Origin of the sequence: Paenibacillus sp. FSL H7-0737 (assembly GCF_000758545.1) — a bacterium.
Taxonomy (GTDB): domain Bacteria; phylum Bacillota; class Bacilli; order Paenibacillales; family Paenibacillaceae; genus Paenibacillus_AQ.
Genome location: NZ_CP009279.1, coordinates 4,737,712 through 4,757,811, shown reverse-complemented (window position 1 = coordinate 4,757,811; position 20,100 = coordinate 4,737,712). Strand labels below are relative to the sequence as shown.

At 43.8% G+C, this 20,100-nt stretch carries 16 protein-coding genes, 1 pseudogene and 1 riboswitch; of the genes and pseudogenes, 13 read left to right on the top strand and 4 right to left on the bottom strand.

What is annotated here, in order from left to right:
• The first annotated feature begins 101 nt into the window (after positions 1-101).
• The 4 genes from H70737_RS20915 (at position 102) to H70737_RS20900 (ending at position 4,895) form a co-directional block, all read left to right on the top strand.
• A complete protein-coding gene (locus H70737_RS20915; RefSeq protein WP_042190306.1) occupies positions 102-1,805 on the top strand; it encodes a type 2 periplasmic-binding domain-containing protein in 1,704 nt (567 codons plus the stop codon).
• Between the two features lie 247 nt (positions 1,806-2,052).
• Positions 2,053-2,943, top strand: coding sequence for an ABC transporter permease (locus tag H70737_RS20910; RefSeq protein WP_042129685.1), 891 nt, complete (start codon positions 2,053-2,055; stop codon positions 2,941-2,943).
• Between the two features lie 24 nt (positions 2,944-2,967).
• Positions 2,968-3,846, top strand: a complete 879-nt coding sequence (locus H70737_RS20905; RefSeq protein WP_042190304.1) for a carbohydrate ABC transporter permease — start codon at positions 2,968-2,970, stop codon at positions 3,844-3,846.
• Positions 3,847-3,848: 2 nt separating this feature from the next.
• On the top strand, positions 3,849-4,895 hold the full coding sequence (locus H70737_RS20900) for a glycoside hydrolase family 53 protein (RefSeq protein ID WP_331281387.1): 1,047 nt from the start codon (positions 3,849-3,851) through the stop codon (positions 4,893-4,895).
• Between the two features lie 54 nt (positions 4,896-4,949).
• Here H70737_RS20900 and H70737_RS20895 read toward each other — a convergent pair whose 3' ends face one another.
• Entirely contained in the window at positions 4,950-5,984 is a 1,035-nt protein-coding gene (locus H70737_RS20895; RefSeq protein WP_042190300.1) for a glycoside hydrolase family 53 protein, read from the bottom strand.
• 263 nt (positions 5,985-6,247) lie between these two features.
• On the opposite strand from H70737_RS20895, the gene H70737_RS20890 reads away from it, so the two are divergent.
• The 5 genes from H70737_RS20890 (at position 6,248) to H70737_RS20870 (ending at position 11,695) form a co-directional block, all read left to right on the top strand.
• Positions 6,248-6,910 carry a stage V sporulation protein AA gene (locus tag H70737_RS20890; protein ID WP_042190298.1) on the top strand — a complete coding sequence of 221 codons (663 nt, stop codon included), beginning with the start codon at positions 6,248-6,250 and terminating at the stop codon, positions 6,908-6,910.
• Positions 6,907-7,332 carry a stage V sporulation protein AB gene (locus tag H70737_RS20885; protein ID WP_042190296.1) on the top strand — a complete coding sequence of 142 codons (426 nt, stop codon included), beginning with the start codon at positions 6,907-6,909 and terminating at the stop codon, positions 7,330-7,332. The genes H70737_RS20890 and H70737_RS20885 overlap by 4 nt, the downstream gene beginning before the upstream one ends.
• 710 nt (positions 7,333-8,042) lie before the next feature.
• Positions 8,043-9,656 carry a spore germination protein gene (locus H70737_RS20880; protein ID WP_042194288.1) on the top strand — a complete coding sequence of 538 codons (1,614 nt, stop codon included), beginning with the start codon at positions 8,043-8,045 and terminating at the stop codon, positions 9,654-9,656.
• A gap of 127 nt (positions 9,657-9,783) precedes the next feature.
• Positions 9,784-11,118, top strand: a complete 1,335-nt coding sequence (gene lysA, locus H70737_RS20875) for a diaminopimelate decarboxylase (RefSeq protein ID WP_042190294.1) — start codon at positions 9,784-9,786, stop codon at positions 11,116-11,118.
• Positions 11,119-11,263: 145 nt separating this feature from the next.
• Positions 11,264-11,695: a peptidylprolyl isomerase gene (locus H70737_RS20870; RefSeq protein ID WP_042190291.1), complete on the top strand. Its 432-nt coding sequence runs from the start codon at positions 11,264-11,266 to the stop codon at positions 11,693-11,695.
• Positions 11,696-11,753: 58 nt separating this feature from the next.
• On the opposite strand, the gene H70737_RS20865 is transcribed toward H70737_RS20870, so the two are convergent.
• Positions 11,754-12,512, bottom strand: a complete 759-nt coding sequence (locus H70737_RS20865) for a YwaF family protein (protein ID WP_042190289.1) — start codon at positions 12,510-12,512, stop codon at positions 11,754-11,756.
• Between the two features lie 280 nt (positions 12,513-12,792).
• Here H70737_RS20865 and H70737_RS29915 point away from each other — a divergent pair, with 280 nt between their 5' ends.
• Both H70737_RS29915 and H70737_RS29910 read left to right on the top strand, forming a co-directional pair.
• Positions 12,793-14,205, top strand: coding sequence for a collagen binding domain-containing protein (locus H70737_RS29915; RefSeq protein WP_052404380.1), 1,413 nt, complete (start codon positions 12,793-12,795; stop codon positions 14,203-14,205).
• 48 nt (positions 14,206-14,253) lie between these two features.
• Positions 14,254-16,236 carry a collagen binding domain-containing protein gene (locus tag H70737_RS29910; protein ID WP_052404379.1) on the top strand — a complete coding sequence of 661 codons (1,983 nt, stop codon included), beginning with the start codon at positions 14,254-14,256 and terminating at the stop codon, positions 16,234-16,236.
• An 81-nt stretch (positions 16,237-16,317) separates the two neighbouring features.
• On the opposite strand, the gene H70737_RS20855 is transcribed toward H70737_RS29910, so the two are convergent.
• Both H70737_RS20855 and H70737_RS31685 read right to left on the bottom strand, forming a co-directional pair.
• The gene (locus H70737_RS20855) at positions 16,318-17,421 is read right to left on the bottom strand and encodes a sensor histidine kinase (protein ID WP_042190287.1); all 1,104 of its coding nucleotides are present in this window, start codon (positions 17,419-17,421) and stop codon (positions 16,318-16,320) included.
• Positions 17,422-17,543: 122 nt separating this feature from the next.
• A pseudogene (locus tag H70737_RS31685) lies at positions 17,544-17,645 on the bottom strand (DNA-binding response regulator); the annotation flags it as partial.
• A gap of 267 nt (positions 17,646-17,912) precedes the next feature.
• Between H70737_RS31685 and mscL the strand changes: the two are divergent.
• Positions 17,913-18,317 (top strand): large-conductance mechanosensitive channel protein MscL, encoded by a 405-nt coding sequence (gene mscL / locus H70737_RS20850; RefSeq protein ID WP_042190284.1) that lies wholly within the window; start codon positions 17,913-17,915, stop codon positions 18,315-18,317.
• Between the two features lie 248 nt (positions 18,318-18,565).
• Positions 18,566-18,741, top strand: a riboswitch (FMN riboswitch).
• Positions 18,742-18,957: 216 nt separating this feature from the next.
• Positions 18,958-20,058, top strand: coding sequence for a bifunctional diaminohydroxyphosphoribosylaminopyrimidine deaminase/5-amino-6-(5-phosphoribosylamino)uracil reductase RibD (ribD, locus tag H70737_RS20845; protein ID WP_042190282.1), 1,101 nt, complete (start codon positions 18,958-18,960; stop codon positions 20,056-20,058).
• The last annotated feature ends 42 nt before the right edge of the window (positions 20,059-20,100 follow it).

The window sequence follows — 20,100 nt, the reverse complement described above, 5'->3', positions numbered from 1 at the left end:
AGAAAGGTGCAGAAACCTTGTTTAAATGACGTATTCGACATCATCTTCGTTCCCTATAATTAAGTCATAACCAACACTTAAGGAATCTAAGGGGGAACAAAATGAGCGCGATGAAGAGAAAGAGATGGCTGCCGCTCCTGTGTATGAGTATGCTTTTGGTAGGTAGTCTCGCAGGTTGTTCGGGCAATAATGCTGCTGATGGAAAGAATACAGCCGGTGATACGACTACCAATACAACATCTAATTCTGAAAACGCCTACAAGGATAAATATGATCCTGAGGTAACCATTACAACGGTATGGGGTGTTGACCCTGAGCTTAAATTCAAGAACGGGGAAAGCATTGAGAATAACGTAGCTACGAAGTGGACAAAAGAAAAGTTCGGCATCAATATTAAATCACTTTGGTCCATTACAGATACGAATGGTGCTTTTGGAACCAAACTGCGCCTGTCGATGTCATCTGGTCAGGAAATGCCCGATGTTGTAACGATCGGTACAGGTGATAGCACGATTGCTCAGGATTTGATCGATTCCGGTATGTATGCTGAAGTGGGAACACTGTTTGATAAATACGCTTCAGCTACTTGGAAAGAAGCCATGGCACAGGATCCGAACGTATGGAACCAATACAGCCGTGATGGCAAAAGAATGGGTCTGCCTGTTCTCGATTACGCGTACAACCATGATTACATTCTTTGGATCCGCCAAGATTGGCTGGACAAGCTAAATATGCAAGCACCTAAAACGATAGATGAGCTAGAAAAAGTTATGGATGCATTCAAGAATCAGAACCCTGATGGCTTGGCACCAGACAAGGTAACTCCGCTTAGTATCGGCTTTAAGACATCGATGAACACTTGGATGGGCGATCCTTCCTGGATCTTCGGTGCTTATGGAACGCTTCCGCAGCAATGGAATCTTGATGCTGATGGTAAATTGGAATACGGCTCTGTAAATGCAGGTATGAAGCAAGGGCTGGAAAAAATGAAGGAATGGCTCGCAAAAGGTTACATTCCTCAAGAAGCAGCGCTTTGGGATGAGAACAAAACAGCTGAGCCGGCAGTGGCGGGTACAGCAGGTATTCTCCCAGGACCTTACTGGATGAGCGGTTGGCCGCTTCAAGATACTGTGAAGAATGCTCCGGATGCTGTATGGGCTCCAATTGAAATTCCAGCGGGACCAGATGGTAAAGTTATGCGTCATGGAACACAGTTCACCAACGGTGTAACTCTGATTAGCACTAAGATGAAAAATCCAGAGGCATTCTTCACCTATCAAAACTATCTGTTCGATAACTTCGCTGATCCTAAGCCTGGTAGCGAGCTGGATAATGGCCTCTTCGCAGGATATGACTATGAACTAGATGCAAACGGTAAGATGATTGAAAATGATAAAATTGCTGGTGGTTATGTGAACAGCGTTCGTTATATGCTGGTTCGTGACGGTGCCCGGATTCCGGATGCCCAAATGAAAGCCCTTCTTAATCTTGCAGATGGTGCTGAACCAACCACTCGTTTGGAGAAGGATGTAGCTGTGAACTATGGTAAGGATACCCCTGCAGCTGCAAAGGTTCTGCTGGCACAAGAGGATAAATCCTTCAAAAATATGTTCACTGGTCCTACTACTGAAACTATGAAATCGAAGATGGATTATCTGAACAAAATCGAGAACCAAACGTTTAATGAGATCATCTATGGCAACAAGCCACTAGAAGCTTTCGATACCTTCGTAACGACCTGGAAATCAGGCGGCGGCGACCAAATCACTAAAGAAGTAAATGAATGGTATGACAGCGTAAAATAATGCTCTGTGAAGGGTATAAGTAGCACAATTAGGGACTGTTTCCTCAGCTGTTTATTTAGCTGTGGGAACCGTCTCTTTTTGCGTTAGCGGTTATCCGAATTTGTATAAATTAGCTTCTGTTTCTATACGGTAAAGAGATTGGTTTTGTACCATATATATTGGTTTTGCTCGCTATTTGGGGAATCCTGTCGTTGCTATAATTTGAGTATGGTTACAGAAGAACTTGACACGATATGGGGGACCAAGGATGAGAACACTTAAAAAAACATGGCCATTTCACTTAATGTTGCTGCCGGCGATGATATTCCTGATCATCTTCAGCTTTATCCCGATGGGCGGAATTGTGATGGCGTTTCAGGATTATAAGCCATGGCTAAAAATTTCGGGATCAGCGTGGGTTGGATTAGATAATTTCCGCTATCTATTTGAACGTAATGACAGCATGCAGGTCATTTGGAACACATTGATTATTGCCGTTCTGAAGATGATCTTCAATCTGGCTGTGCCATTTGTTTTCGCCATTCTTTTGAATGAGATTCGCAAGGTTTATATACAGCGTACAATTCAGACATTGGTTTATTTACCTCACTTCTTGTCTTGGGTCATCCTTGGCGGGATCTTGCTAGATTTGCTTGCTACAGATGGCTTCGTCAATCAGATCCTCGGGAGTATGGGGATTAAACCCATCTTTTTCTTAGGAGATAATAACTGGTTCAGGTTCACCGTCATTCTCACAGATGTATGGAAGGAATTTGGTTATAACACGATCGTCTTCCTGGCTGCTCTAGCAGGAATTAACCCTTCATTATATGAAGCTGCAGAAATAGATGGTGCAACCCGCTGGAAACAGACACGTTTTATCACAATGCCTTCTCTACTGCCAATGGTTGTTGTGGTAGGTACTCTGGCTCTCGGAAATGTATTGAATGCAGGGTTTGACCAGATCTTTAACCTCTACAATCCGCTGGTCTATCAGAAAGGCGATATTATCGACACCTTCGTATACCGGACAGCTATTCTGAATGGTGAGATGGGCTTTGGTACAGCAATCGGACTGTTCAAGTCAGCCATTAGTATGGTCCTAATCCTTGTATCATACAGTCTGGCTAAAAAATGGGCAGGATATCGCATTTTCTAAACTACCAATGGAAGAGGGAGACCTATGTATTACAAAACTAGAGGTTATCGTATTTTCAACATATTCAATACTTGTTTTCTGATCATACTCGCACTCATGTGTATTGTTCCTCTGATTCACGTATTAGCTGTATCTTTCAGTGCCAAGTCTGCGGCTGATGCCAATCTGGTGGGCTTGTGGCCAAAGCAGTTCTCTCTGGAAGCTTATAAAAAGACAATGAATAATCCGATATTCCTACACTCTATATGGGTATCCGTACAAAGAACTGTACTCGGAACCGGACTTACGCTTCTGATTACTTTTCTGGCAGCTTATCCGCTATCTAAGGAAAACTCAGCCTTCAAAGGCCGGAATGTTTATTCCTGGTTGTTCGTGTTCAGCATGGTGTTTAATGGTGGTCTGATTCCATTCTATATTGTTATTCAAAAGATTGGCTTAATGGATTCCTTCTGGGTACTCGTTCTGCCAGGTGCGGTGAATACATTCTTGGTAATTCTGATGCTGAACTTCTTCCGCGGTATTCCTAAAGATTTGGAGGAAGCTTCGCTAATTGACGGCGCAGGACATTTCCGTACCTTGTTCAGCATTTACTTACCGATTTCATTACCATCGATTGCGACGATTGCACTGTTTAGTATGGTGTTCCACTGGAACTCCTGGTTCGATGGACTATTGTACTTGAACAATTCCAAGCAGTTTCCGCTGGCGACCTTTCTGCAGACCGTTATCATTCAACGGGATATGAGCTCCATGAGCATTAATCCGAAGGAGATGGAATTAATCTCGCAGACAACGGTTAGAGCCGCGCAAATCTTTATCGGGGCTGCTCCTATTCTAATCGTATATCCATTTTTGCAGAAGTATTTTGTTAAAGGAATGACACTTGGTTCTGTAAAGGAGTAGGGATGATGATAACGACATTTATTAATGGAATGGACATCTCGTTTTTGGATGAAATAGAGCAGGGTGGAGGCAAATTCCATAGTCGCTCTGTTCGGAACGTTGAGGAAGGTGAGGATTTACTCCACATCCTTAAGGACAATGGAGTAAATGCCATACGGCTGCGGATTTGGAATGACCCTCCAGGCGTCTTTTGCAATTTGGAACGGACGCTGGTTATGGCAAAGCGGATCAAAGAAGCAGGGCTGGATTTTCTACTGGATTTTCATTATTCAGATAAATGGGCGGATCCAGCTAACCAATGGAAGCCAAAAGCTTGGGAGGCACTTGACTTCAGTGGTTTGACATCCGCCGTGTATGATTATACACGCGAGACCCTTAAAGCTTTACAGTCCCAAGGCACACTGCCCGATATGGTGCAGATCGGTAATGAAATTACGCCAGGCATGTTATGGGGAGAAGGCAAGGTAGATGGAGATTGTGATACTCCGGAGCAGTGGGAGCAGTTCACTACGCTAGTTAAAGCAGGTATAGCGGGTGCGAAATCCGTCGATTCTGACTTGTCCATCATGATCCACATTGACCGGGGTGCTGATCATCCGGCGAGCCGTAACTTTTTTGATCGTTTCTTAGAACATGGCGTAAATTTTGATGTTATCGGATTATCATTCTACTCTTGGTGGCATGGTACTTTGGACGACTTGCAGCTTAACCTGAACGAATTAGCGCTGCGTTATAACAAGGATATCATTGTGGTGGAAACAGCCTATCCATGGACACTGAATGCACCTGAAGGATTTCCAGTAATTGTGAATGAGGAAGCCCAGCTCCATGAAGGTTATCCAGCCACAGTAGAGGGTCAAGCTAAGTATATGAAGGATTTCATAAACGTAATTGAGAATACACCAAACGGAAAAGGAATCGGCTTTTATTACTGGGAGCCTGCTTGGATTCCTTCGCAAAAGGAATGGTCTGTTGGGCATGAGAATGGGTGGTCCAATTTAGCTCTGTTTGATTTTGAAGGTAAGAAACTGGATTCGCTCCATTTCTAAAGATTATTAGAAAAGAAGACAGCCAATGGTTAAGCACCGTGGCTGTCTTCTTTTTTAATTCAAAAAGGCATCTAAAGCCACCGTAGGCTTACCAGAAGAATCAAAGGCACCTTTTGTGTAAGCGTACCATGTACCATAACTCTCCGGCTCCCAATAGAACACGCCAAGCCCTTTGCCGCCACTTACCGATTTTGTTTTGCTAATGATGTCGGTAAGAAAAGCTTTAGCCGTTGTTGGAGCACTAACGTCCATCCCGACCTCAGAAATGATCACTTCTTTACCATACCGGGCAACCATATCATTCATATTCGTTAATGTCTGAGCATTCAGTGTAGACCAGTTGCTTGTAGTAGGATAGAGTGACATGCCGATCACATCATAGTTGGCACCGTTAGACTTCAGACCGTCAAACATCCAGCGGAATAAGGAATTGTCGTAGCCGTTAGAGAGGTGGACGATGACTTTTGAACTACTACTGACCGCTTTTACTGCACTATATCCTGAATTGATCAACGCAGCAAAATTGCTCATACTTACAGAAGCCTTTCCATCCTCCCAAAGCATTCCATTATTCGTCTCGTTCCCTACCTGTACCCATTCCGGCGTAACACCGCTAGCTTTGAGTGTATTCATAACATCATACGTGTGGTCATATACCGCTGTCTTTAGAGCTGTAAAGTTCTTGCTGGTCCAGGCAGCAGGTTTCTTCTGATTGCCGGGATCTGCCCATGTATCACTGTAATGAAAGTCAATCATGATTCGGAAACCCATGTTCTTGGCCCGAACGGCCTGTTTCACAACATCGGCTTTGTTAGAGAAATTAATGGAAGGGTTAACCCAGACCCGTAGTCTAATGGAGTTCATTCCGTGATCTTTGAGAATTTGCAGTAGGTCTTGTTTCACACCGTTATCATTGTAAAAAGACCAATTATAGTACTCCATCTCCGATAGCCAGCCTACATCAGCCCCTTTTGCAAAAGTCGTAGCAGCTTCCGCTGGTTTGTTATTCCCAAAGTTGAAACACATACTAAACACGAGAGACAGGCAAACGAACAATTTGAACGTTGTTTTTGAGTTCTGTTTGTTCATGATCATAACCTCCGGATTAGGAATTTAACAACAGGCGCCCTTAGTTTAGCGATGGTTGTATCCGTTTACATAAAACTCCTCCCTTTCTCTTTTATAACAAGATTGTAAGGTGGGGTAAGCATTCCCGATACCAATAAAAATTCAACATTTCAGCATCTTTGGAAATTGATTCAGAGCTTCAAGAGTAAAAATAAGGCTTTACTCCCATACTACCGTTATCTTGCACCGGAGCTACTTGACCACAACCTTTAGGAGGAATGCGGATGAAACAACATTCTGCTCCCGCCATCTATATACAGCTTAAGAACCGGGTGACGGTGCCCAAAGGTAAAGGTGTCACATTGGGTGATATTGCATTTTTGATCGCGGAGCCAGAGCTGAAAGAGTCGCTGGAATCTATTCTGCTAATGAAGCCAGAGCAAAGTGACGGCAATCTAATTTTGATTGATCTTCTGATGGTTATTCCCCGCATTTATGAGCTTTTGCCGGAAGCGGACATTGAGCCGATCGGCGAAGGGAGAACGATTGTTCAGATTGAAGGTCCAGTGGAGAGGCGGAAGCCTTCAGTAGCGATGTTTGTCTTAGTGTGGCTGCTGCTTTTCTTTGGGTCTGCGCTGACCATCATGAATTTCCATGCAGATGTAAACATGCAGGAGGTTCAAATCCGAATCGTGGAGATGATCACCGGTCATCGGGATGAGCATCCGGTTGTATTTCAGATTGCGTATTCGCTGGGAATCGGCTTTGGGATGGTCATTTTTTTCAACCATTTATTTAAGAAAAAGTGGAATGAAGAGCCTACACCGCTAGAAGTGGAAATGTACCTGTATCAGAAAAATATCGACCAATACGTCATCAATGAGGAGTATAGCAAAATGAGGCGCCGTGGAGAAAATCAACCAGAGAACGTGGAGGACGGAAGATGACGGCACCTATAACACTAGGGTTGAATTTGCTGCTGGGTATTGCAGGGGGGATCGCAGTAGGTGGTGGTGTGATCGCTTTATTTGTGGTTCTCGACATGGTGCCCCGTCTGGCTCAATTAACTTCTTCTTACGATAAAGTACATTGGTACGAGGGTGCGATGGTAGCTGGATCATTGCTAGGAACCGTAAGTGATTTTTGGAATTGGAAAATATCGTCAGGTACTTTAGTTGAACTTGGTATAGGACTTTTTGACGGGATTTTTGTCGGGATGCTTGCTGCAGCATTGACCGAGGTATTAAATGTGCTGCCGATACTCGCTAAACGCTTGAACATGACACATTATCTGTTCGGCCTGTTAATGGCGATGGTAAGCGGGAAGGTCGCGGGTTCTTTGTTCGACTGGTTTGTATACCGACAGTAAACGGGGGTTATGGAATGAGCAAATTTATTCACAGCGGTGATTCTGTGCCAGAAGAGGATCATCAGGAAGAAAACGCTGCGGCTGCCGCAGCAATGAAGAATACCGCAGAGGATCTAGTTGATGATCATACCGAGGTTAACGGAGCTTCTATGACCAGTGAAGACGCAGATCCGGCGGAAAATACTACAGCAGCTGATCCGAGTCAAGAACAGCAGGATACAGAAGCAGCTGCGGAGCTAGGGGCAGAAGAGCAAAGCGCTGAAGCATCAGCTCAGCCGGATTCAGGGCAGCAGGATGCAGAAGCAGCTGCGGAGCTGGGGGCAGAAGAGCAGAGTACCGAAGCGTCAGCACAGCCCGATTCCGGGCAACAGGATACAGAAGCAGCTGCGGAGCTAGGGGCAGAAGAGCAGAGTACCGAAGCGTCAGCACAGCCCGATTCCGGGCAACAGGATACAGAAGCAGCTGCGGAGCTAGGGGCAGAAGAGCAAAACGCTGAAGCATCAGCTCAGCCCGATTCCGGGCAGCAGGATGCAGAGGCGTCAGATGAGCTCGGAAATCAGGAGCAGAATGAGCCTGGTAAAGGATTTTTTGCCAGGTTATTCGGCTTAGATTCAGACTCGGAATCCGAAGATGAGGCGCAAGATCAGAATACCCAACAAACAGTCGGATCAGAGTCCGCAACAGAGTCCGGGGAAGAATCTCAAGCCAAAGTGACGCCAAAGCCCAAACTATCTAAGAAGCAAGCGCAACAAGAGTCACAAGACAGCAATCAAAAGGGGAGCGGCAAGCTACAAAAGAAACGGGATCGCGAGCACTCCAACTCGTTAAAAGAATCCGTCATTTACTGGCAAGGTAATGATGAAATCCCAATGTCCCTGCAAGATACGAAACAAACACTTACTGAGGTAATGGGACTGGGCACAAGCTTTGATGTAACGTTCAGACAGATGTCCTTTGGCGGACATAAGACAGCTCTACTCTGTTTAAGTGGATTTACCAACACAGATGTGACCGATGATATTCTAAAACGTCTGACCTATCTCACCTCTGAGAATCTGTCTACGGGTGTGCTGTCTAGCTTTATGAATGAATATGTCCCTCACATCCAGGTGGAAGAGGGGAATTCTTTAAGCGAAAGTATCGAGAAGGTACTAGAAGGCTTGAGCGTGCTATTCGTCGAAGGTGAGAACAAAGTTATCATCATGGATACTCGTTCTTACCCTAGTCGCAGTCCAGCCGAGCCTTCGATTGATCGGGTGGTGCGCGGTGCGCGCGACGGTTTTACAGAGACTTTACTGAGCAATATCTCGCTTGTCAGAAGACGGGTTCGAGATCCAGGGTTAAAATATGAGCTATTTCGGGTTGGGCGACGGACACAGACAGATGTATGCGTGGCTTACATTGATGATATCGTTGATAAAACACAGGTCAAGTCTGTTATCGACAAAATCAAAAGCATTGATATTGATGGTATTCCTCTGGCAGATAAACAATTAGAGGAGGCGATTATCGGCGGTGGATGGAATCCATATCCTATGGTGCGTTATTCTGAACGCCCTGACGTCGTAGCTTCCAATTTATTGGAGGGACGGGTAATAATATTTGTAGATACCTCACCAATTGTTATTGTTCTTCCGACTACCTTTTTTGATCTTTGTCAACATGCAGAGGAGAATCGTCAGACTCCTTTTATGGGAACCTACTTACGGTGGGTCCGTTTCATCGGTATATTTGCATCCATGTTCCTTCTGCCGCTATGGATGTTGCTTGTCATTCATCCTGAACTAAAGCCGGCTATGCTGGACTTCATTGGACCTCAAAAGACCGCCAGAATTCCAATACTCGCCCAGTTTCTTATTGTGGAGCTTGGGGTTGATTTACTGCGGATGGCCGCAGTACACACTCCAACCCCTTTAGGCTCAGCGATGGGTCTGATTGCAGCGATATTGATTGGCGATATAGCGGTGAAGAGCGGCCTTTTTGTAAACGAGGTTGTTCTATATATGGCTGTAGCTTCCATAGGCATGTTTGCGACCCCGAGTTATGAGCTGGGTCTTGCGAATCGAATAGTCAGGCTTGTATTATTACTAGCCGTAGCGGCATTCCAGGTGCCTGGATTTATGATTGGCACGACGCTACTGACTATTTTCCTAACTACCCATCGGTCCTATAACTCCTCTTATATGTGGCCGTTCATACCTTTTAATGCAAAGGCAATGAGCGAAATTCTAGTTCGCAAGCCAGTCTTAAGCTCGAAGACAAGGCCGTCTTTCAACAAAACTAGAGATAATACAAGAGTGCCGCCTACTCAAAAGAATGATTAACAATCGTAGGAAAATACAAAACTACTGCAAATTAGTCCATTCAATGGAGTTCCCACTGTCTGTTATACTGAATACACTAAAGACAGGGTGGAACCTTGATATTCCACAGAAATTGGAGGACTATAGAATGTTTCTACACGGTACTAGCCGAATTAACGATGCTGGGCATTTGGAGATCGGCGGATGTGATGTAACTGAATTGAAGGCGGAATATGGAACCCCGCTATATATATTGGACGAGCAATTGGTGAGACAACGTTGCCGGGAATATATGGATGCTTTTAAATCCTCTGGACTTGGGTTCCAAGTAGCTTACGCAAGTAAGGCGTTCTCAGTAATGGCTATGGTTCGTTTGGCTGATGAAGAAGGCTTGTCGCTTGATGTTGTATCTGATGGCGAACTTTATACTGCTTTGCAAGCTGGCTTTCCTGCAGAACGCATTCATTTTCATGGCAACAATAAGACGTCTGAAGAGATCGAAATGGCGATTGATGCCGGGATTGGCTGCTTTGTAGTCGATAATCTGGTAGAGCTTAATCTTTTGCAGTCGATTGCATCACGTAAAGAAGTTAAGGTTAACATCTTGTTACGTGTGACACCAGGTGTCGAAGCTCATACGCATGAGTATATTACAACAGGCCAGACCGATTCCAAATTTGGATTTGATATCGGTAATGGATCGGCTTATGAAGCAGTTAAAGCGGCAGTCAGCAAAAAGAATTTAGTGCTGCTTGGCGTACATTCCCATATTGGTTCTCAAATTTTTGAAACGGATGGATTCCAGCTTGCTGTTGAACGTGTAGCGAGTTTTGCTCGTAGTGTTAAAGAAGGTTTGGAAGTGGACTTCCGTGTAGTAAACCTAGGTGGAGGTTTCGGTATTCGTTACGTTGAGGGTGATACCCCGTTACATGTTTCTGAATATGTAACTGCAATTACGGATGCCGTGAAGACTCATTTTGCTGGAATCTATAATGCTTTGCCTGAAATTTGGGTGGAGCCGGGCCGTAGTATTGTTGGAGATGCAGGTACTACACTTTATACAGTAGGAAGTAACAAGGATATCCCAGGCGTGCGTAAGTACGTTGCCGTTGACGGTGGGATGACTGATAATCCACGTCCTGCATTGTACCAATCTAAATATGAGGCATTACTTGCTAATCGTGCGAATGAAGAGGCTACAGAAACTGTATCCATCGCTGGTAAATGCTGCGAGAGCGGAGATATGCTGATCTGGGATGTAGAGCTGCCTGAGGCTGAAAGCGGCGATCTGTTGGCTGTAGCCTGCACAGGCGCTTACAATTACTCCATGGCGAGCAACTACAACCGGCTTCGTCGTCCGGCTTTAGTGTTCGTTCAGAACGGACACAGCGATCTTGTAGTGCGTCGCGAAAGCTATAATGATCTTATTGCCAACGATATTGTTCCTGAGCGTATCGCTAAACAAGCTGCTGTTGCTAAGTAACAGCCGTTAATGTTAGGTAGGGAAAACTGGTAAGGCATAAAGAGCAAGCAGGAATTACTCCTGCTTGCTTTGCTTTGTGCGTAGTTTCATAGTAATATAATTGAGGTATTCTAAATTTGTTAATTTTGAAAGGGGTCATTTACATATGGCAAAGCAAGCGAAAATTACTCTTGAAAATGGCGGCGTAGTGCTGATTGACTTGTTCGATCAAGATGCACCAAACACTGTAGCTAACTTTGAAAAGCTAGCAAAAGATGGTTTCTACAATGGATTGACATTCCACCGTGTTATCCCTGGTTTCGTAGCTCAAGGCGGATGTCCTAACGGAACTGGATCTGGTGGTCCAGGATACACAATCAACTGCGAAATCAACCCAAACAAGCACGAGCGCGGAACACTTGCTATGGCACATGCGGGTAAGAACACAGGCGGAAGCCAGTTCTACATCTGCTATGCACCGCAACCACACTTGGATGGAGTTCACACTGTATTCGGTAAAGTAGTTGAAGGTATGGATCTTGTTGATACTTTCAAAGGACGCGACAAAATGACTTCGGTAGAAATCATCGAAGCTTAAGAATTCTTAATTTAAAAAGGCTAGTCTCCGGATTATCGGAGGCTGGCCTTTTCTTATTTTAATAAGGAATCCGGCTTATTCGTTTACGTCTCGATTTACGTTGCTCTGGCACCCAGAAGAATACCAAATACATGAGCAGAAACACAATGAAGGCAAACAACTCTTCAACAAGCAGGTAATAAGGATAAGGCCCGAAATAATCCAATACAGAATAAGTGCTGGGCTTATGAGATAGGAACATGTAGTTAGATCCTAGGATGTAATTGGCGATCCACACACAAGCGGCCACAAGGTTTAGTCCAAGCATGGTGAACAGGAGGGATTTCCAAGTGGGCTTATAGCCCTCAATCCAGGTCATATAAAGAGAAGCGAGAACAATACCACCATGTGCTATAAAGAACAGTAGAAATCGGAAATGAGGGAATGGATAGACCAGATTCGGTGTGAGTAAAGCAATGAATGCTCCACCAATCCCAGCAAAATACAGAAAGGAATATAGTGCTCGGCTGCGAGTGATCAGCATGATAACGGATAGTAGTAAAGTAATTCCGCATAGTTCGAGCGGGAGTGAGCTGCTGGATTGCCATACGCCTTGAGAGAGGTACCATATTTGAAGACCTGTTTCTGAGAACAAAAGAATAATAATCAGCAGCAAGCGCACACTTTGCCGAAGTCTCACATCAGTCCGAATCTCGAATCTTAAACTGTAAAACAGTATACAGACCAATGTAATGATAGACAGAGCAATCCAATGTGAAGGGGAGAACATAATGAAATCCTCCGTACGCTGTCGATCAAAATAAGATGAAAGATGCATGGAACCAACCTCCTTCGTACCTAAAAAGCACTTCAAAAAACATCTTTGTAAATTTTTGATATTTTCTGTTTCGAAACATCCAAAAAATGGTTATATATGTATGCATTCTGTCAGCTACCCACAAAAGGATGGCTTTTCATTATTTTAACATAAGATGGGGCAATGGGCGCGGATTTACATAAGAAGCATTCGAGCATGAGGAATGGCAGAGATTACGCTTCAAGAGGGGATACAAACATAGAAAAATCAAATTGGAAAAGGAATTGGAGGCTTTAGGATAATGTTAAAGAAAAGAATAAGTATGATGATAGTCATTCTGATGCTTGTAGCTCAATATGCCTATGGCATCGGGTTCACTCCACAAGTACAAGCAGCGGCAATCGATCAAGAGCGGAATATCATCACCAGTGTCTCAATGGCTGTATATGGTGAAGACGGGCAGACGGTTACGGATAGCGTCTATGAGCAAGAAGCTAATGTAACATTAGATTATACGTGGTCTCTTCCTAAAGCTCATCCGTACAAGCAAGGTGACACCTTTACCTTTCAGCTTCCAGAGCAGTTTCAGCTTTTTAATGATATTAGCGGCTTGTTGGTCTCAGAGGATGGAGATGTAGGAACTTTTACAGTTGAGCAGTTATCACACCAAGTAGCAATGACCTTTAACGACTACATAGAAACGCATGATGACGTGCAAGGAACGCTTCGGATCAATACTAAGTTTGATAAACAAAAAATCTCAGGAAGTACTGTTCAGCAGATTTTATTTCCGGTGAGCGGTGGTGTTCAGACGGTTACTGTGAATTTTAAACCGAATGTAGGATCGACCATTGAGAAGAGGGGGATTCCTCAGGGTTTTAATGCAGACCATATTCTATGGTCTGTTGACGTAAATAAATCATTAAAAACTGTTGGAAATGCAGTCGTAACGGACCCTATACCAACAGGTTTGTCACTTAGCACTCCGGTTACTGTGAGTGTGTATCAACTGAGTATCCAGTTGGACGGTTCGGTAACACAAGGTGCACTACTCGATACCAGTAAATATTCTACAGAGTTCACTGGAGGATCGTTAAATGTTCGTTTCACTGATCCTGCGATTTCGAGTGCTTACCGTATTGAATACTCCACAGCTATTACTGATGAGCATCGGCTAAGCTTCACGAATACAGCGACTTTTACAGGAGATGGGCAAGTTCCTGCAAGTTCCTCTGCTACTGTTCAAGTAGAACGAGGAGGAAGCTTGAACAAGTACTCTAGCGGATATGACTGGAGCAATCAAATCATTTCCTGGGCAATCGAATATAACTATAATAAAAAAACGATTCCGCAAGGAAATGCTGTACTAAAGGATTTGTTTGATGATTCTCAAGCGTTAGTAGCCAATTCGATAAAAGTATACACGGTGCAACTGGATTCAGCGGGTACAGCAACGTTGAGTAATCTTTTGACCAAGGATATTGATTACACTGTAGTTGCAGCTTCAGACGTGAAGAAGTCAGGGTTCACCTTGCAATTTAAACAAGATGTAACATCGGCTTATCGAATCGAGTATAAGACCAAAGCTGTAAAACGTGTGTTTGAAGATACTATAATCACTAATACAGTTACGGACAGTACCTATACTGGAGAAGCTATACGCTTAATACGGCCAGCCATTTTGTATAAGAACTTATCAGGCGTAGATTATTAGAATAAAACGGTTGGATGGAAAGTCACATTAAACAGTGATAACTATCCAATGGGTCAGGTTGAAGTTACGGAGTCATTCCCGTTTGGCGGACTGAAGTTTATTCCGGAATCACTCGTAATTAGAAATTCTAATGGGAATGTATTGAATCCTTCCAAATATAGTTTGGTTTACAATGCTCCTGTTCAGGCTAATAAAGGATTCAAGGTTGTCTTTAATTCGCAGATTACTAGTCTTTATACGATTAGCTATACAACGGAATTTAATAAGGATTGGATTTGGTCTAATACTGAAAATTTCAATAACAAGGTTAGGATGGACTGGTTAGACACGTCCGAAATTCCTCGCACAACAGAAGCAGAAGGGCTATTTATTCCAAGAACCGAAGCGAAAAGCAATGGTTTGAAGTTTGGTTCTTATAATGCTTCAACTAAAGAATTAGCTTGGAAATTAGGGGTCAACTATAATAGCAAAACAGTTGCAGAGCCAGAGGTCGTGGATATTTTGAAATCGGGTCAAACCCTGGTTCCTGGATCGCTGAAAGTGTACACCATGAATGTTGCTAAGAATGGAGACCCAACGAAAGGTGTCGAGGTAAATAGTAGCAAATACACTTACAGTGTTAATGGTAATAATGAGCTGAAGCTCTCCTTTACAGATGCTATTCAATCCGCTTATTATATAGAATTTCATACAAGTCTTGAAGGCAAAGTCATTGGCACTTCTATTGATAATAAAGCCAGTCTCTATGATGGGGCAAAAAAGGTATCCAAGGATTTGAACGCTACCGTAAAGATTCCTTATGGAGACGAATATCTCTTGAAAAATGGTGTTCAGAATGGCGAAAAAATCGATTGGGGCATTCAAATTAATCGTAGTCAGTCTACTGTGAAGAATGCGTTAATCAAAGATACTCCTAGCGCTAATCAGATTCTGCTGCAGGATTCATTCCATCTGTATCCTACAAGCGTAGCTGAAAACGGGGATGTAACAAAAAGCGGACCTGAATTGATTCAGGGTATCGATTACAGCTTAGAAATAAAAACGGATGTAGACGGCAAGCAGTCGTTTGCTTTAAGCTTCGCCAAGGAGATTAGTAAACCTTATATTCTCGACTATCAATCCCTGATTATGGCGAATACAGGAGACAAGGTTACTAATACTGTTCGTTTCAGTGGTTTTAATGTTATCGAAATAAGCAAAGATTCTTCTAAAGAAATTATCGTCGGTGTGTCGAATGGATCAGGATCAGGCAGCGGGGTTAGAGGTTCCTTGATGATCAAGAAGCTGGATGCAGAGGACAACTTGAAGACGCTGGCAGATGCAACTTTTGCACTCTATCGCCTTAACGGCTCAGACAGGGTATTTATTAATAGCTTAACCACAGATTCCGCTGGTACAGCAACATTCAATAAATTATGGTTGGGTAACTACGTATTGATTGAGACGACAGCTCCTAGTGGCTATGTACTTGATCCTACAGAGCATCCAGTGTCCATTCATTCCTCATCAACGAATCAACTCGTAATTACGAATCATAAAGCAGTTGAGCCTACGCCTACTGCAACGCCAGAACCAACTATAGTCCCAACCGCAACACCATCAGCTTCATCGGAACCGACGGCTACTCCGTCAACAGAGCCGACATCAGAACCTGCGTCTACACCAACCTCAGGAGCCCCAGGAGGTCCGTTGACACCTACACCTACGAGTTCGCAGGTGCCAGGAGTAATCATCAATGATCCGGCAGTACCTGCTGGCCCTGGGAATACGAGCGATCTGGAATCCGCGACATCAGAAGAAGTAGGAGCTCCTGATTTAGTTATTACAGATGAAAATGTTCCTTTGGGTGAAGTCGACATTGTTGATGAGGAAGTTCCGAAAGGTACCATCAACAACAGTACTTCAAGTGCCCCTCAGCTTCCAAAGACGGGAGAAAGTAGCCCTGCGCCGCTCTACATGACAGGTATTGGATTAATAGCCATAGGCTATATTCTAAACCGTGTGTTTAGACGTGGAGGAAACTTAAAGTAAATGAATAAGTATGATTTGAAATTGAACGGAAAGAAGCACCCGGCGTGATTATAGTCGGGTGCTTTTGTTTGTGTTCAGAACCTATTCACTCGCAGGGAAGGAAGTCTCGAATTCGGTTTGTTTACGTGAGCTTTTGGCTGAAATTGTTCCACCGTGGAGCTCTGTGATGCTCTTGGCAATCGCGAGTCCTAAGCCGCTTCCGCCAGTCTCCCTGGAACGTGACTTATCTACACGATAAAATCGCTTGAATAAGTGGGGGAGGTCCGTGGCAGGGATCGGGTTACCGTAATTCGTGCATGTAGTAATCACACTGTTATCTTTTCTATAAACGGAAATATCTAGAATTTTACCTTCTTTACCGTATCTAACCGCATTGGTAAATAGGTTCTCATATAATCGTACTAACTCGTCCGCATCACCATGGATAATCAAAGGGCCCATATCCGTATGAATACGGCAGGTCATATCCGCTTGCTCCAATACGGGAGCGAATTCCTCGACAAGCTTTTTGAGCAGCTTGCCGAGATCTACAGGCTCCATATTAAGGGGAAGCCCGTTGCTGCTAACACGTGTATATTCAAATAAATCGCCGATTCGCTTTTTAAGAGTCAGGGACTTCTCATAGGCGATATTCACATAATAACGCAGCTCAACCTCGTTCTTATAACGATCCTTCTCCACATATTCCAGGAATCCCAGTACAGAAATTAGAGGGGTTCGAAGATCATGGGATACACCAGTGATTAGGTCGTTTTTGGCTTTCGCTGCTGCTCGTTCTTCATCTATAGCGGATTTTAGCTTGCCCGCCATGAGGTTCATATTTTCCGCGAGTTTACCGAGTTCATCCGTTCCTGTTACTGGTACCTTGAAAGATAAGTTGCCGTCAGCAATCGCTTGAACCCCGCTTGAAATGTTATGAAGATGGCTTGTTGTATTTCTGGATAGCTTCAGGATGAAAAAAATAAATAAAGGAACCCCAATGAGAATCACTATAGAAGTAGAACCGATGTTATTGGTCACCCAGCGGATGAGTTTAACGCCCCAGAAGGAATGAGAAGGATTGAGCCATAGCAAAAGGGATGTCCCATAATAGCCGACCAATAAAATTGCTGCTGTAAGAGCTAGACTCGTTAGGCTAAAGCCAACTATTTTCCAAGATAAGGTATCGAATCTTTTAAAGTTCAACTAGAAGAACCTCCTTTTTCCAGTTTGTAGCCAACGCCCTATACCGTCTTTAAATACAGTAGTTTTCTCGGCTTAGCTTCAATTTTTTCTCTGATTTTTCGAATGTGTACCATGAGTGTATTACTGAGTCCAGTAATTTTATCTAGTTCCTGACCCTTGGCAGATAACATAATAATCGGGGATTTTTGTGTTCCTCGAATTTTTATACAGGCCTCTATACCGTCCGTACTACAAGAAGTATACAATATTCTCGATTGAAATCCTTATTTGAAGGCCGGCGAAGATCGATGGGAAACAGTTTGTTTAGCTCTTTGAAAAACTTAAAGCTATCATAAAGCCTTCCACATACCAAAGATGAGACAGGCGAACTTCCCAATGGCGGCATGTAAAAGTAAAAAGTAAACTTAATAGTTTCTAAACAAGCCTTAAGATTTGGGAAGCGGCTATGCTATAATAATTTCAAATTCAATAGGTTGGAGGAGAAATGGAAGATGTGGAAAGAGTTTAAAGCTTTTGCCCTGAAAGGAAATGTACTAGATTTAGCCATTGCTGTCGTTATCGGAGCAGCTTTTGGTAAGATTGTGACTTCATTAGTATCTGACATCATTACGCCAATTGTCGGCTTGATAACAGGTGGTATAGATCTGAAGGATCGGGCTCTAAGTGTTATGGTTATGCATAATGAACTGATTATTCCTTATGGGCAATTTTTGCAGGCGGTAGTTGATTTCTTTATTATTTCCTTCTCAATCTTTATGGTGATTAAACTGGCTAATAAATTCCAGCGCAAAGAAGCCGTTAAAGTTGAAGTGGTGGAGACGCCAGCACCCACAGAAGATATCGTGTTGCTAACGGAAATTCGTGATTTGTTGAAACAACAAGAACGCGGATTGTAATTGGAAAAAGAAAAAGCGCCTGGAGATACAGTCCAGGCGCTTTTTCTTTTGTTATGTAAATGTATGGAATGGGTTTTAACTGTACATTTGCAGGCTATATATTACCATGTCGTTTCTTCTAGTAATCACCATACCTCTCAGAATTAAGTTACAAATTTTAAGTAAATATATAAAACGCACTTGCATTTCGAAGGTGTAAGTGATAATTTTGTTAGTAAGGAAAACTTGAACCTCAATTAAATAAAGGATCAATCCTTCAGGGCAGGGTGCAATTCCCTACCGGCGGTGATGTTGTTGTAGAGTGCTTATTTATTAAGTTTATCTACCACACTTAGTCCGCTACCCGGCTCGCGTTGTTGACGCGAACGGTGGACCCGGTGAAATTCCGGGACCGACAGTATAGTCTGGATGGAAGAAGGAGAGGTTAACCGCTTGTCTGTAATAGACAGGTGGACTGCAGTATTTTCATTTATTATGTGCGATATTTCACAATTGCCGTCGTTTGACGGTTATTTACGCACACTTTTATTTGGACTGCCGATAAACTCTCGCATAACCCATCTTTACTCCTCCTGGAGAATGAGATGGGTTTTTCTGTTTTTACGCATCAGATAGACAGTAAGTGGATAGGAGGAACGAGATGGATAATATGAATGACGAGTTTTATATGTCGTTAGCGCTGGATATGGCAGAACGGGCCCAAGGACAGACAGGAATTAACCCTGTTGTTGGCTGTGTTGTTGTAAAGAATGGAGCGATGATTGGACTTGGAACTCATTTGCAGCGCGGAACAGGTCATGCTGAGGTTCATGCCTTGAATATGGCGGCCGGTCAAGCACAGGGCAGCACTGCCTACGTAACACTGGAACCTTGCAGTCACTATGGCAAGACTCCGCCCTGCAGCCAAAGGCTGATCGACGAGGGAGTAGCCAGAGTGGTAGTCGCTTGTGAAGACCCTAACCCTCAGGTTGCGGGTCGCGGCGTTCAAATGCTGCGTGAGCATGGCATTGAAGTAGAAGTAGGGTTGCTGCGTGAACGTGCGCTGCGGTTGAATGAGCGTTTTATCAAGTATATTTTGACAAAACAGCCTTTTGTTACGCTCAAGAGTGCCAGCACGCTGGATGGTAACCTAGCTACCAAATCTGGTGACAGTAAATGGATTTCAAATGGTGAAGCGCGGGAGATCGTACATACGCTGCGGCATCGGCATCAGGGAATAATGGTCGGTGTGAACACAGTGATTGCAGATAATCCTTCACTGACTACAAGAACGGAAGTGCCGGGTATTCATCCGATACGGATTGTGATTGATTCTGGACTACGTATTCCTTTGGATTCAGCAGTTGTAAGTGACGGTCTAGCGCCTACTATCATCGTGACAACTGAAGCCGCAGATGATGAAAAGAAAGCAGCACTTCTTCAAGCAGGTGTGCAAATCATTGTTAGCGGAGCAGGACCACGGGTGGATTTGAAGGCTGCTATGGTAACACTCGGTGAAATGGAAATCGGATCGATTTTACTTGAAGGCGGAGGCACGCTAAATGGTGCGATGCTGGAGAGTGGGCTAGTTGATCGAGTGATTCTCTTTTTCGCTCCAAAGATTGTTGGCGGTGGTGCTGAAGCGAAAGGGACGTTCGTATTTCCTGGTATAGAGCTAATGAAGGATGCGATTTCTCTGGAGGGATTGGAAGTAAAAGTGCTCGGAGATAATGTATGTATCAGCGGTACTCCGGTACGCTAAAGTGAATGGTTACAAAACTCAATCGTGTGCTTCCGGAGCAAG